The organism is Fibrobacter sp. UWH5 (genome assembly GCF_900142505.1).
GTDB lineage: Bacteria > Fibrobacterota > Fibrobacteria > Fibrobacterales > Fibrobacteraceae > Fibrobacter.
Map to the genome: position 1 here is coordinate 160,015 of NZ_FRBB01000004.1, position 14,827 is coordinate 174,841.

Consider the following 14,827-nt stretch of genomic DNA (forward strand, 5'->3'; position numbering starts at 1 on the left):
CTAGTTCAAGATATAGAATTTCTGTTCGGCAGAGAATGCTTCGCCAACCACCTTAAGAACGTACTTGCCGGTGGGGAAGGCCTTTGCCTTGAATTTGATCGTGGTCTTCTTTTCGCCGTCCAGTTCGCGGGCGGCAACGGTAAGCATACGTTTGCCGAATTCGTTCAAGATTTCAATTTGAACAAACTGCGGGTAACCGACGGTCAAGTCAAAGCTGCATTCGAGAGTATAAATATCTACAACGACCTTGGTCAAGGTATAACCACCATCCATGGCGTCACCACCTACGGACTTGGTGTTGTCGAAGTAGCCGACCATCAGGGACGGAGCAAAGTTTTTGCCAGCGTTATGAGACGGAAGAACGACGTCGTTGGTGTCGACTGCGGTTAGGATCAAGGTGTACAGGTTGGAAGGATGCTTGCGCTTGAAGAATTCTGTAAGTGTAGGTGTACGGAGGAATGCACCAAGAGGAGCCTTGGGATTCAAGGTGATAATGCCAAGGAAGTCTGCATACTTGGTGTCGACACCGCCACCAGAATTCTTGCGGATGTTGAATTGACCACCGGGCTGGGGAAGGTTGGCGGGAGCGTTTTCCCAGGTAAGTTCGTAGTCGGGCCAGTCAACGCCTAGCTTCTGGTCGCCGAACTTCATGTCCTTTCCAGTTTCCTTGAGACCAAAGATGTTCAGTTGCATGGGTTTCTTGATGGAGTCCACGGTTGCTGGATCGAATTCCAACTTAAGGGCTGCGTCAAACAGAGGACCGGGCAATGCGGAAAGGTCGAACTTGAGGTAAATCTTTCCCACGGAACCGGCGGTGTTTGAAGCTCGCAGTTCTGGGTCTGTGTTGTGGGGGCTATAGTTGTCGAATTCAGAAATCCAGGTGGCTGCACCGCGACCGCTGGGGATGTTGTCTCCATCGTTGTCGAGAGTGGTGTAGCGCTTGTCGAACACGTAAACCTTTGCGGTATCGTATCCAATCTGGTAACCGTCATCGCCAGAGAAAATCACATTGTAACGTCCACTTGCCGTAAAGGAAATGTCGGTTTCGTATGCGGAACTGTCAGAGAAAATAATCTTACCCGGACCGGCGCCTTTTTTCCAGTGGACCGGCACTTCGCAAAGACCGTCGCCACGGCCGTCATCGATAATCGTGCCGGTAACGCGGATGCGGTTCGGCTGAACAATCAGCAATTCGTCGGGGATCTTGGCGATGGGTTTTTCGTTGGAACCCTGCTTAGGAGCATAGCCCACAAACACGGGCAACAATGCACCGCCGCTTTCGGTTCGGGAAAGTTCTGTGCCCAGGAGGGACTTGATTGCAGATCCCTGTCGAGATTCCTCGATAACCTTGTGGAAGGGATTGCCTCGAGTCAATGTTTCACGGAGGCCAACAATAGAAAGGCCTGCGTTGTCATTGATGAACATGGGGCGGTCCTTGGCCTTGTCGCTATCCACCACCTGCACGCCGATCAGTTCTGCGGAACCCTTGTTGAAGTTCTGAAGGATGGTGTTACCCTTCTTGGCAGTAAGACCTAAAATCCAGATTGTACCGCCATTGTTGGTAATCTTGGGACCCTTGGTGTCGCCCATCATGGTAACCTGACGGCCCCACAACTTCTGGTTGTGGTTCAGCTGGATTGTTCCAACAGCCACGTCTTCCAGGAAGAAGTCGCCTCGGCCGTGTTCATCGGTTTCCAGAGAACGGAGCATGGTGTTCTTGATCAAAATGCTTCGGGTGGACTTCTGGATGATGCCGCTACCGAATTCAGAGAATCGTTCGATGGTCAACTCATTGAAGGCTCCGTTTTCTACGATGAACTTGCCCTTGCCGTCGATTCGACCTTCGATACCGATAATTCTGCGGATTCGGTTACGAATATAAATGTCACGGTTGATGGTCCAGCGGCCTCCCGGGGGGAAGTACAGAGTTTCTGCACCGTCATCAATGGCTTCCTGAATGGCCTTGGAGTCATCGGAACCGGTATTGGAGCGTCCACCGTAGTCGCCTGCGATGGTAATCCAGTTATCGGCCTTCTGTTCTGCGTAGTTGGGGGTTTCTGCCACGGCAACACGCATAGTCTGCTTGGGACTATGGCAGAGCTGGCGGCTTTCCTGAGTGGTAAATTCAATGATTTCGCTGTTAGACAGGGCGTCCATGACGCCTTTTTTCTTGGAGGTCAGCATGGTCTTGAAACGGCTGACCTTCATGGATCTTGCGAACAGTTCGCTTTCGTTCTTGATTGCGGTTGTGGGCTTGCCCTTCTTCTGTTCGTTGTCAAACTCCAGGGTTCCGTCTACAAGGCTCATGATGGCATAAGGGCCGTGGTTGTAGACTGCAGGAACATATCCCTTGAAACGTAGGGCTCTAATTGCCAGGTTCATGTCTTCATTTTCCAGACCGTACTTGGTCTGTCCGCCCAGGGTGACGTGTTCCATGGTGACCGTTCCCTGTTCGCCCTTGGCGTAAACGCCGACCTGGAAACCGCGGATTTCCACGTTCTTCAGGAGCAGGGGACCAACGCCTTCGCTAAAGCCCAGGTCAATACCATACACACCGGTAGAGTCGCCGGAGTAAATCTTTACATTGTTGATGGCGCCCTGGTTGGAGGCGTTGAACTGGATACCGATGGCGCCGGGGTTGCCCTTGCCGGTACGGATGGTCATATCGCGGATGGCGTTACGGATTCTGGGTTCGGGACCCATACCCGTGTTAATGGCTGCCTTGGGGAAGTCCGGATTGTCAAAGCCGTAGGTACTATCAGCTAACTGGAGAATGGTTCCGCCGATGCTCTGACCTTGAAGAATAGTTCGTCTGCTGGAATTTTCTGCCTTTTCTGTGGTGGGCCAAACCAGCTGGTCGGTAATTTTATAGATGCCATGGGGGAGATAGATGATGTAGTCTCCATCCGGATGGTCGTTCAATGCCTTCTGAATGGCTTCGGTGTCGTCGGTCTTGCCGTCGGCCTTGGCGTGATACGGATCCTTGGTGACGTTGATGACCTTGGAACCCAGGGGAAATTCCACCTGGGCAAAAATATTGCTTGCAAATAGGGCGGAAACCGCCAGAATAAACCTAAAACCTCTACACATACTTAAAACCTCGTATGTTATACAATATAACTAGAAATTTACATAAGTAAAAAAAACACCTATTTAAGGAAGGCTCAAAATGGAGTATTTCTTACCAAAAACATACAATGTTTAGGCTTTACCGGCATTTTTCGTAGACGAATGGGTTGTGGTCGCCCTGGACTTTGAAGATTCGACGGTCTCTTTCGCATTCTTTTTCTGTGACCGGGTACATTTTGTCCCAGGCTTCAAAAAGTTTGCGGTCTTGTTTAGACAAATTAATCCCATAAGTCTTTTCCATGTAGAAACTGACTCGTGCAATAATGCCTCTCGCTTCCTCTCTAGGCTGGGCTTTTTTCTCCTTGAAGTCGACGATGGTCTTGCACTTGCCGTACATGGGTTCGGGATTGTTGGTCCACTGGCTGTACATGAAGTTGTTGCGGTCCCCGTTCACTTCGCCGATGGCCGGGTAGAGGTTATGAAGGTCCCCTTCCATGATCTTGAATGTGGAATCGTTGGCGCTGCAGTTCTTGCGGCCCCCATCTTTCCAGCAGGGGAGAAAGTGGCCCATGTTGTGGGCGGTCACGATGTGTTCCCATTCGATGGAGTGGGCGCGTTTCAGGCTTTTGCGGTTGGGGTTGTGGCGGGGCTCGAAATCGCAGGAGGAAAAGTCTACGGTTTTCTTGTCTAGGTATCGACAGCCGCAGTACAGGGTTTCCTGCAGTTCCCCATAATAGATGCGGCGCATCTGCTTGCCTGCTTCGCGGTAATTATAATGCCTGGGTTTGGCCTCCGGATCGACCTTGGCCTGGGCAATTATGGCTAGACCGCAAATTACGGCCAGCAGTATAAACGTAAAAAAATGGCGTGCTCCCGCTTTTTTTCTGGACATATAAAGAATACTCGATATAAAAAATGGATGTGCTATAAAGGTACATTAATTTTTAAATTTGGCGCATGCAAAACGCAGGTATGGAATACTTGAATTCCCGACTGATGTTCGGGATGATGCCGGGGCTCGAATCGACTCGTAGACTTTGCGAGGCCTTAGGCAACCCTCAGGAAAAGTTTAAGACCATCCATGTGGTGGGTACTAACGGCAAGGGCTCTACCAGTTTCTATCTGGCGGGAATCCTTCAGGCCCATGGCTATAGAACGGGCTTGTATACCAGCCCTCATTTGGTGAGTTTGCAGGAGCGTATTCGCATAAACGATTTGCCCATTGGTGCCGAAGATCTGGATCGCCTGCTTCTGAAGGTAAAGTCTGCTGCAGAGTCCATTAACGCCGGTGCCGCGGAAGTGGTAATCGAACCCACCTTCTTTGAAGTGCTTACGCTTGTGGCATTCCTCTATTATGCGGAACAGAAAATAGATGTTGTTGTTCTGGAAGCGGGTATGGGCGGTCGACTGGATAGCACTGCCGTTGCCGAGGGCGATATTGCCGTGGTGACCAGCATCGGTCTAGAACATACGGAGGTTCTCGGGACAACGGAATCGGCAATCTTGAAAGAAAAGATGGCTGTGCTGGGGGAGGGCGACCTTCCCGGAAAGACATTTGTAGTTGGAGGCTTGTCGCAGGAACTTTTGGCAGAGGCTCGTCTATTTGCCGAAAATCGTGGTGCCACTTTAGCCGTGCCTGAAATCCGTGGAGACATTGTGCTTCCGAATCTTGGACGTCATTATGTGGAAAATGCCAGCCTGTCGATGATGGCGGCGAAGATGTTCTGCAATTCAATGGCTGGACGCATGGCTTTTGATGATGCTCTGGCGGTACGAACCTTGGCGACCCGCAGCTGGGCTGGTCGTATGCAGACCCTGTCAGACTCAAATGGTCAGGTGCGTTTCATCTTGGATGGAGCTCACAATTCCCATGCCGTTAAACGCCTGGTGGAAACGCTGTCGCAGTATTATCCGGGGCAGAAGTTCCATTGTGTTTTTGGAGCACTGAAAGACAAGGATGTTGGTGAAATGCTGAAGCTGATGGCACCCCATGTAAGTCATTGGCATATTACTAAGACACCTTATCCTAGGTTTAGAGAACTGGATGACCTGCGTGAACTTCTTGCCGGGCTCGGTTTGAATGTGGCCAGTGAGGGCTTACTTTCTCGTGAGTTCCTGGATCAGGTGAGCGCAGCTGCTTCTGCTGATGATGCGGCTCCCGTGCTGATTACGGGGAGTCTCTACATGATTGGCGAATGTGTGCAGGCACTAAAGAATGACTGTGATGGCCTGGCGTTCTTCCGCGGTCTTGAACCTACGACCAACGAGCATCGTTAATTCTTTTATTATTTAGGTAAGCCTATGAAAAAAGCCTTGCAGATAAACTGCAAGGCTTTTGAATTTAGACTTTTAAACCTAAAGGATTAGTCCAGTTCTGCGTAGGACTTTTCTGCCAGGGCGCGAACCTTCTGCACAGTGGCTTCATCCAGCTTGTCGTTACGTTCCTTCATGGAAGCAATCAGTTCGTCAACCAGGTTTACGTCCAGGACCATCACTCCATATACGTTGAACTTACCGTCTTCGGAAACTTCAACCTTCACATCGGTAAAGGTAGCGCCGTTCAGGTGGGTGTCGATCTTGGTCTTGGAAGTGGTCTGGAAGTGTTCCACCAGGGCTTCCTTTCCTTCGACGTCAACTTGTTCCTTGAAGTTCTTGGTGATTGCCTTGACCTGAATGTCCACAGCGCGAGCCAGGTCAACGCGGGCATTCTGGTCTGCCTTTTCGTATGCAACCTGTTCGTCAGAGGATACGCCCTTACCGAGGCCAGCAATCTTGTGTTCAGACTTGATGTACTTGGTCTTGAGGTTCTGCATTTCGGTCATGGCGCTTGCTGCTTTCTGCTGGGGAGTGCTGGAACAACCAATCAAAAGAGCTGCAACAGACAATGCGGCGACAAAAAACTTTTTCATTTTAATAATCTCCTTGCAAAAACGTGGTTTTTGACTGCGATGTCAAACTTTGTAACAAAAATATGATAATTAAATTATTCGGTCAAGATATGGCCAAAAAAAACTGCAAAGATGTGGTTCTGCACGTTCTTTTTGGGCTTTTTTGACGTATTTAGGCCTTTTAAGTGGGTTATTTACTTTTACAGTAATCCATTCAAAAACTTCGGTCCGTTGTAGGGCAGGCTTTTTTCCTTCGTGTACGCAGTAGTGGGCTACCGGGATCGTTTTTTTTCGCAGAAGCCCATAAGCAGAACATCAAATTCCTGCTCGGTGCGTTTTGTTTTGCTTGTGTTGCAATTGGTTTCGCTTTGACTTCCGCGGAAACGCAGCCCGTAAAAATTGGGAAGAATTTTTTGGGCGTTCTCTAAAGAATAGATTCCATTATCTTTGGGGGTGCTTGTTATGTTTCGAGGGGGCTTGGTGTTCCTATGGCTGGTAGCCGTGTCTTGCCTGCGTAGATCCCGTTTTGCTTGCATCCGCCATTGTTGTCGGGGGGGGCATTTAACATCGCCAATGCAAAAAAGATTGCATAGAAACTGTAGAAAGGGTTGCTTATCTTCATTAATATATATAAGTAAAGTAATGCTGATTTGTAAAAAAATAAGAGCCATTTCCCTAAGGAAATGACTCTTGAATTTTTATGGACGCACGGGAGCACCGCGCTGCGCTCGGCTTACTTGTTGTTCAGCTTGATCAAGTTCAGGGCGGAGCCTGCCTTGAACCATGCCCACTGCTGTTCGTTGTAGGTGTGGTTCAGCTGGATCTTTTCTTCAGAGCCATCCTTGTGGTGGATAGCGAGGGTCAGAGGCTTGCCCGGAGCAAATTCGGTAAGACCGATAATGTCGAACACGTCCTGTTCCTGAATCTTGTCGTAGTCGGCAGGATTTGCGAAGGTGAGGGCCAGCATGCCCTGCTTCTTCAGGTTGGTTTCGTGAATACGGGCGAAGCTCTTCACGATCACGGCCTTGACGCCCAGGAAGCGGGGTTCCATAGCGGCGTGTTCGCGGCTGGAGCCTTCACCATAGTTTTCGTCACCGATAACGATGGAGCCGATGCCCTTGTTCTTGTAAACCTTGGCAAGTTCCGGAACTTCCTTGTATTCGCCGCACTGGCAGAGAACCTTGTTGGTTTCGCCGTTGAATGCGTTCACAGCACCGATGAGCATGTTGTTGGAAATGTTTTCCAGGTGACCGCGGTAGTTGAGCCACGGACCAGCCATGGAAATGTGGTCGGTGGTGCACTTGCCCTTGGCCTTGATCAGGATCGGAGCGCTCATGATGTCCTTGCCATCCCATGCTGCAAACGGAGCCAGAGCCTGGAGGCGCTTACTTTCCGGATTGATGGTCACGGTGATGGAGGAACCATCTTCTGCCGGAGCCTGGAAGCCTGCGTCCTTCACTTCGAAGCCGTTGACCGGGAGTTCGCACTTTTCAGGAGGATCCAGCTTCACAGCCTTGCCTTCCATGTTGGTGAGAGTGTCGGTCATGGGGTTGAAGCGGATGTCGCCAGAGAGGGCGGCGATCACAGCCATCAGCGGGGAAGCTACGAAGGCGTGGGTATTCGGGTTGCCATCGGCGCGCTTTGCAAAGTTACGGTTGAAGGAGTGAACGATGGTGTTCAGTTCCTTCTTGTCGGCACCTGCACGGTCCCAACGGCCAATGCAAGGACCGCAGGCGTTGGTCATGATGGTGGCACCAAACTGCTTGAACAGATCGATGAGACCGTCGCGTTCTGCAGTGTAGCGGACCTGTTCGGAACCCGGGTTGATGATGAGCGGGCACTTGGGGGTAAGACCCTTAGCCAGTGCCTGCTTGATCATGCTTGCAGCCATGAAGAGGTCTTCGTAGCTGGAGTTGGTGCAGGAACCGATGAGGGCTGCAGAAACAACCGGAGTGGATTCCGGCTTGGCGACCGTAGCCTTGATGGATTCGGCCATGTCGGTAACAGCGAATGCGCGGTCCGGGCTGAAGGGACCGTTGTAGTGGGGAACGAGAGTGGAAAGGTCGATTTCCACAACGCGGTCGAAGTACTTTTCCGGTTCAGCTTCAACTTCCGGGTCAGCCTGGAGGTAAGAAGCGATCTTGTCGGCGGCTTCGGCAACTTCTGCACGGCCGGTGACCTTGAGGTAACGGCTCATGGAATCATCGTAGCTGAAGGTGGAGCAGGTTGCGCCCACTTCTGCACCCATGTTGGCGATGGTTGCCTTGCCGGTAGCGGAGAGGCTGCGAGCGCCTTCGCCGAAGTATTCAATAATAGCGTTGGTGCCGCCCTTAACGGTGAGGATGCCAGCGAGCTTCAGGATGATGTCCTTAGCTGTGGCGAAGCCCTGGAGCTTACCGGTGAGCTTCACACCGATCATCTTCGGGTACTTCAATTCCCAGGGGAGGCCAACCATGGCATCCACAGCGTCAGCACCGCCAACACCGATAGCCAGCATGCCGAGGCCACCTGCGTTCACAGTGTGGGAGTCGGTACCGATCATCATACCACCCGGGAATGCGTAGTTTTCGAGAACCACCTGGTGAATAATGCCTGCGCCCGGGAGCCAGCAGTCAATGCCATACTTTGCAGAAACGGACTGGAGGAAGTCATACACTTCCTTGCTGTCCTGCTTTGCCTTGGGAAGGTCGACTTCTACACCTTCCTTGGCGATGATCAAGTGGTCGCAATGTACAGAACTTGGAACAGCGACCTTGGATTTTCCAGCAGTTGTAAACTGGAGGAGTGCCATCTGGGCGGTTGCGTCCTGCATGGCAACGCGGTCCGGGTTAAATTCGGCAAAATCAGTACCACGAACATACTGCTTGGATTCTGCACCGTCGATCAAATGGGTGTAGAGAATCTTTTCTGCAAGGGTGAGGGGGCGGCCAAGGAGCTTGCGGGCGCCGTCAACGCGGGCTGGCATCTTGGCATAGACCTTCTGGATCATGTCGAAATTGAAAAGCATAGTGTCTCCTGAAGCTATCAGCTACGAGTCTTGAGTTGTGAGCTAAATAGTCGCACCGAGGGCGCCTAACTTAAACTCATCACTCACTACTCATAACTCACTGCTATGGTGGTTTTGTGTTTAGATTTTTCGGCTAAAAATCTAGAAAAATCTTGCAAAATTTATGCCAAGCCTGCTCACGAAACTTTAGTCCAGGATGTATTCATCAAACGTGATGGCTCCACTCAACAAATCGATGCAGTCCTGTTCCATCATTTCAACGATGGTTGAGGGAGAAAGCAGGTCCGGAGTCATTTCTGGATCGGTTATGTAAATTGTATAGTCTTCGCATTGAGCGTTGAATTCTTCCTGGACTTTCTGGCAGATTTTTGTAAATGTTTCTGCGTCAATGCCGGTATAGGTGTCGGTTATGGATGCTCCATTACTGTTTATCGTCATATATGAAGTTTCCGACCGGCCGTCTGCAGTGACAATTTGCATAGTATAGGGGTCGCTGGGCGATATTTGACAGGAAATGGAATTTTCCTGAGTCGTTGAATTTCCACCATTCGGTGATGTTTCTGGCAGAGGATCGTTTGTTACTGGCACGTCATTTGTGACAGTATCGCTTGTGCTGGAACCTGCCAAGAACTCCTGCTCCCCCGCTTTGCAAAGGCTAATCTGGACTTGAATAATTTGATTCATATCCATGGATGTATTTGCACTGGAGTAGATCTGGACATGGTTGTCTTCGCAATCAATATTTGCCTTTCCAGATTTAATCATGGCTTCATACATGGTCTTGGCTTGTTCGCACAGTGATTTCATAGTTGGCGAAGATGCTAATGAAGACTCTGTATAAGAGGTGGTTTCAAGATAGCCTGGGGTGTAGGTGGAGTGGCCGGTTGAGGTTGTTGTTTCTCTGGGTTGGCTAGTCCTTGAAACAACTGTAAAAGTATTTTCTGTAGCGTAGATGGAACAGCTGTAACTTTTATCGCCCTTCTGATTGGAGCTTGTGTACACTTCCCTGCCTGTGCTGGCAGGATCCTTGAACCAGTTTTCCTCGGTAACAGAAGAAGCTGTTGCGTTGGAAGAATTTTCTGATGTGCAGGCGCATAGAATTGCTCCCAAGGACAATGCACCAAGGAAAAAAGGACGCTTATTCATTTTCATAGAACCCCCATTGTTTTTTCGAAAAAATTTAGTATGAAATATCTTTTTATATGTTGGAACAACGGCTGATTGCGTTTTGAATTACGTAATCAAAAATATCTTTAAAAGGTCCATTGACTGCTCCGCTATTGTTTAGCTTTACGTAGTTCCTGGTGCATTCAATGTCTGCATCTTGGTTATCCTTTTTGACGGATAAACAAAGTGCCTCCATGACGTCTTCTGAGGATGGATCCGCTTCAACGTAAACAGTGGTACTGGCTGTTGGGTACTTTATTATCGTTTGGACAGTCGTTGTTACATGAAAACCCGAAGAATTTGTTGTTGAAACTTCGTATACAGCATTTTCGCTTGCGTAAATGCTGCATTCAATGCCGTTAAGTCGGTCTCCGTTCTTGTTTGAATAAACCTCTTCGCCTGCATTTGCTGGATTGGATACCCAACTTTCGGTAGACGGTCCGCTTGAATTATCTGAACAGGCACAGATTAAGGAAATAATGAATATTCCTAAACAAGAAAAATTTGCTTTGAAAATCACAGTCGTATCCTCCATACGTACGGGAAATATAATATTTTATTAGTGTACGGAGAAAATTTTCAAAACGTCTAGACTCCAGATTTTACGCGGTCTAGACTTTTATTTTGCCGTTGCAAGCCCCCTCCCTAGAAATTTGGGTGCTACGATGTGCAAGGTGGATGCTGCAGCATGCGTTCCCAGTACCGTTCAAGGCTGCGCTGCACAAGGGTCAGGAGAAGGTTCGCGATGATGACTGTATGGACCTTTATACCGCCTTTCTTCTTTCCAATTTTCGGGTCCCTGCCGACACCCCTGAAAACCAGGTTGGAGAACAGCGTCACCGTTGTGGAATCGATGATTTTGAGCCGTCCCAGCCATCCGGGCAGCCCGTTGAGGCGGCTTCTTCGTCTGAGGAGCCTGCCATTTTTATTTTTGGCTATATTTTTTACCGGACACTAATAACAATAATTAAGCTAGATTGGTATGATAAAGGATGAAGGATTTTGCAAATGAACTGTTTGTTTAAAAGTAAACGAACCTTGAGTGCTGCCCTTTGTGGACTGGCTTTTTTGACCGGCTGCTCGGATGTCAATCTCGATGCCAATGAAAATGTGATTGTCGAAGAGCTTTCTTCATCTTCGCATAAACAAAATACTGGTTCTTCCGGGCAAATTGAAGCTGAATCTTCTTCCGAATTAAATGAGGCGGAATCGTCTTCCTCAGAAAAAAGTAAGATCGAATCTTCTACCGATTCAATTCCGGAGACGATTGGAACGTCATCATCATCTGAAATTTCTTTACAGGATTATAGTTCTAGTTCAAATGACGTGGTTTCTTCGTCATCAAGGGAACTTGTTGCGGAAAAACTTTATGATATGGAAGTCCGTTCCTATCAATATGAATTTGGTGGTCTTGATTTTCTTCAGTTAAGAATTGTAAATAATGAAGAATTTATATTGGATAGTGTTGAGTTGAGATTGTATGCAAAAGCAAAACCTGAAGAGATTAAAGTTGTAGCGGGTGTTGACGATAAAATTGGTTCATGCCCTTTGCTTGTAGATGCTGATATTTGCCAAGCCTATGATGAAAACGGATTTAATCAACCTTGCTTAGGAAAGAATGGCGAATATGCAGATGCTTCTATGAGAGGTGCGATGCGTGAAGTTGTTCCTCTTCCTTTAACGAATTCTTATGATCCTGTAACAGGAGAGTCCGTTTGGGTCATAACAGTACCTTTAGCTTCTGCGGTGATAAATTCGAAATCTTCGATGAGACTTGATGTTGGTTTTTCTTATGGTATTTATGCGAATGATTGGTGTGAAACGTTAAGACAACCTGCAAAGAAACGTTTCTTGATTCCCAATGAAAAGGACTGGTCGTGGATGCCCCATTCTGCTGATGTAGATGGAATTGATTATGTGGGAATGCCGCAAGAAGATAAGGATTATGGAGACGTTGCTGATGTTCCTATAAATCCGTATGTTGCAGTGTATCGCAACAATGTAAGAATTTGGGGTAATCCACCGAAACTTTAAAAAATGAAAATCCGATTTCGCGACGAACGAAACCGGATTTTTTAATGGATTGGTTTTGCGAGATTATTCGCCGAGACAAGCGTCCATGGCGGCGATGACCTTCTTCTTTTCCATGTGCTGGCCGATGAAGACCAGGCGGACAATGCGGTCGCCGTACTTTTCGTCCCAGACCTTCAACAGGTCCGGATTTTCCTTGAGGATTCGTTTCTGTTCGGCTTCGGGTTCAGAGGCGAACCAGGGGCCGAAATTCTGGGCAGAGGCTTGTTTGCCGGCTTGTTCAAACAGGTAGCTGGTATCCCTTTCGTCTTCGAACCACAGGAGACCCTTGGTGCGGATGATGCTGTTGGGATAATTGTCCAGGAACACTTCGAAACGTTCGCGGATCAGCGGACGACGGCGTTCATACACGAAGGTAGAAATGCCGTATTCATCGCCATGGGGATGATCCTTGTCGTGGTGATGGCCGCAGTGGCAAACACCATGTTCGTGGTCGCAGTGGCTGTGGTCTTCGTCATGGTCATGATGATGTTCATGTTCGTCATCATCATGGTGGTGATGGCAGACGCCATGTTCATGGTCGCAGTCGCTATGGTCTTCGTCGTGGTCGTGATGGTGATGATCTTCGTGATCGTCATCGTCTTCGTCGATGTCTTCTTCGTCTACGGACTTACCCAGTTCCTTTGCCCAGGCAGCAGAATTTGCCACCTTTTCAAAGTCAAACTGCTTGGTGTCCAGAATGTCGGACATTTCAACCTTACCGAAGTTGGTCTCGATCATCTTGGCTTCGGGCTGGAGGGCGCGAACCACGGTCTTCACCTTTTCGAGATCGTTCTTGGAAAGCTGATCCACCTTGTTCATGATGATGGTATTGCAGAATTCGATCTGCTGGATCAGAAGGTTTGCGATGTCGGTTTCTTCAAGATCCTTCTGGAGAAGCTTCTGGCCACCGCCAAATTCGTCGGCCAGACGGCAGACGTCAACCACGGAAACCACGTTGTCCAGGTGGCAGGGGAGAGGTTCGCCCTTGGTGCTCTGGAGCTGCATGCCGGCCATGCAGATGGTCTGTGCGATAGGTACCGGTTCGCAAATACCGCTTGCTTCAATAAGAATGTAGTCGAACTTGCCGGTTTCGAGAATTTCGGCAATCTGTTCCAGCATGTCCTGCTTCAGGGAACAGCAGATGCAGCCATTGGAAAGGGGAACCACGGTGCCGTCGTCGGCCTTAGTGATGTTTCCGCCCTTTTCAATCAGGGTCTGGTCGATATTCACTTCACCAATGTCGTTAACGATAACGGCGACGTGATAGCCTTGCTGGTTGTTAAGAACGTAATTGAGAAGAGTAGTTTTTCCGGCTCCTAAGTAACCGGTGAGCACTGTAATAGGTACTGACTTTTTCATAGCCGAAAATCTAGCAATTTATTCTTTTCCAGGCTAGAGCATACCGTTTAGGCTGTTTTCATTTTTGTATTTTAGGGCTATGAGCTTGAATTTTGTAATCTTTTTAAGCATAGTTCTCGTTGTTCTTCTACTCTGCATGTTCGTGGTGAATCCTATTGCCCGAAAAATTGCAGAAAAGACTCCCAACAAGTTTGACGATCTCCTTGTAGAAAAACGGTTCTTTTCTAGGGCTTTGCAGCTTGTTCCCGCAACAATTTTTAGCGCAGCCTTTGCCCGCTTTGTGGAGCAGCAGTCCCTTGTGTACGATATTTGTACCCGTGTTTCTGCAGTATGGTTTGCCCTGATTGCCTTTGCGGCGGGAAGCTCCTTCTTTGATGTGGTCGAAACCTTGAACGACCAGAACCAAAGACGAAAGAACAAATCTTTCCACGGAACATTCCAGGCGGTTAAATTGATTTTGTTCTGCGTTTGCGCCATTGTTGTCATATCGCAGGTCATTGGCAAGAGCCCCGTATTCATACTCTCCGCTATGGGTGCCGCCGCAACCATCTTGATGTTGATCTTTAGGGATTCCATTCTGGGCGTAGTTTCGGGTATCCAGATTAATTTGTCTGACTTGCTCCGCAAAGGGGATTGGATCGAGATTGAACGCCACCATACTGATGGTACGGTCATCGACATTACGCTTACCTCTGTGAAAATCCGTAACTGGGACAAGACCATCTCGGTGATTCCTGCTTATGACCTCATTACCAACAGTTTCAAGAACTGGCGTGGCATGGAGGAATCCGGCGGTCGTCGCATTAAGCGTTCGCTCTTCATTGATCAGCAGAGCATCCGCTTCTTGACAGAAGAAGAAATTGAACGATTGTCAAAGATTGAAATTTTGAAACCCTACATGGATGAAAAGCGCGTAGAGTTGGCTTCGGAATTTACCGCCAAGTATGGGGAAAATGCCGTGCCTACAGAATTAGACATGGTGAATAGTCGTCACATGACTAACATCGGAACTTTCCGCGCCTATTGTACGGCGTACTTACGCTCTCTAAAAAATGTGGCGCAGGACATGACCTTGATGACACGCCAGCTGGCTCCAACTCCCGAAGGCTTGCCTCTTGAAATTTATGCATTCGCTAATGTTACCCAGTGGGTGGCCTACGAAGGAATCCAGTCTGACATATTTGACCACCTGATTGCGGTGCTGCCTGAATTTGGACTTAGTTTGTTCCAATACGCAGGGTATTTGAGAAAGTAATTTATGGAT

At 48.7% G+C, this 14,827-nt stretch carries 10 protein-coding genes and 1 pseudogene; 3 read left to right on the plus strand and 8 right to left on the minus strand.

The annotated features are described in order from the left end of the window. A complete protein-coding gene (locus BUB38_RS05740; protein WP_073158345.1) occupies positions 1-3,090 on the minus strand; it encodes a glycosyl hydrolase family 28-related protein in 3,090 nt (1,029 codons plus the stop codon). Between the two features lie 118 nt (positions 3,091-3,208). After that, positions 3,209-3,961, minus strand: a complete 753-nt coding sequence (locus BUB38_RS05745; RefSeq protein WP_073158348.1) for an endonuclease — start codon at positions 3,959-3,961, stop codon at positions 3,209-3,211. A gap of 65 nt (positions 3,962-4,026) precedes the next feature. Between BUB38_RS05745 and BUB38_RS05750 the strand changes: the two genes are divergently transcribed. Further along, entirely contained in the window at positions 4,027-5,346 is a 1,320-nt protein-coding gene (locus BUB38_RS05750) for a bifunctional folylpolyglutamate synthase/dihydrofolate synthase (protein WP_073158351.1), read from the plus strand. Between the two features lie 86 nt (positions 5,347-5,432). On the opposite strand, the gene BUB38_RS05755 is transcribed toward BUB38_RS05750, so the two are convergent. The 5 genes and pseudogenes from BUB38_RS05755 to BUB38_RS16965 all read right to left on the minus strand — a co-directional run. Next, the gene (locus tag BUB38_RS05755; RefSeq protein ID WP_073158354.1) at positions 5,433-5,978 is read right to left on the minus strand and encodes an LPP20 family lipoprotein; all 546 of its coding nucleotides are present in this window, start codon (positions 5,976-5,978) and stop codon (positions 5,433-5,435) included. Positions 5,979-6,690: 712 nt separating this feature from the next. Further along, a complete protein-coding gene (locus BUB38_RS05765) occupies positions 6,691-8,964 on the minus strand; it encodes an aconitate hydratase (RefSeq protein WP_073158359.1) in 2,274 nt (757 codons plus the stop codon). A gap of 186 nt (positions 8,965-9,150) precedes the next feature. Then, positions 9,151-10,110, minus strand: coding sequence for a hypothetical protein (locus tag BUB38_RS05770; protein ID WP_175547647.1), 960 nt, complete (start codon positions 10,108-10,110; stop codon positions 9,151-9,153). Positions 10,111-10,162: 52 nt separating this feature from the next. Further along, complete coding sequence (locus BUB38_RS15985) at positions 10,163-10,651, minus strand: hypothetical protein (RefSeq protein WP_139258279.1); 489 nt, start codon at positions 10,649-10,651, stop codon at positions 10,163-10,165. Between the two features lie 218 nt (positions 10,652-10,869). Next, a pseudogene (locus BUB38_RS16965) lies at positions 10,870-11,007 on the minus strand (transposase); the annotation flags it as partial. 132 nt (positions 11,008-11,139) lie between these two features. Between BUB38_RS16965 and BUB38_RS15995 the strand changes: the two are divergent. Then, positions 11,140-12,165, plus strand: a complete 1,026-nt coding sequence (locus BUB38_RS15995) for a hypothetical protein (protein WP_139258281.1) — start codon at positions 11,140-11,142, stop codon at positions 12,163-12,165. A gap of 63 nt (positions 12,166-12,228) precedes the next feature. Here the strand turns inward: BUB38_RS15995 and BUB38_RS05790 are convergent, their stop codons facing one another. Then, complete coding sequence (locus tag BUB38_RS05790; RefSeq protein ID WP_073158373.1) at positions 12,229-13,563, minus strand: CobW family GTP-binding protein; 1,335 nt, start codon at positions 13,561-13,563, stop codon at positions 12,229-12,231. 79 nt (positions 13,564-13,642) lie between these two features. Here BUB38_RS05790 and BUB38_RS05795 point away from each other — a divergent pair, with 79 nt between their 5' ends. Further along, positions 13,643-14,818 (plus strand): mechanosensitive ion channel family protein, encoded by a 1,176-nt coding sequence (locus BUB38_RS05795; RefSeq protein ID WP_073158376.1) that lies wholly within the window; start codon positions 13,643-13,645, stop codon positions 14,816-14,818. The last annotated feature ends 9 nt before the right edge of the window (positions 14,819-14,827 follow it).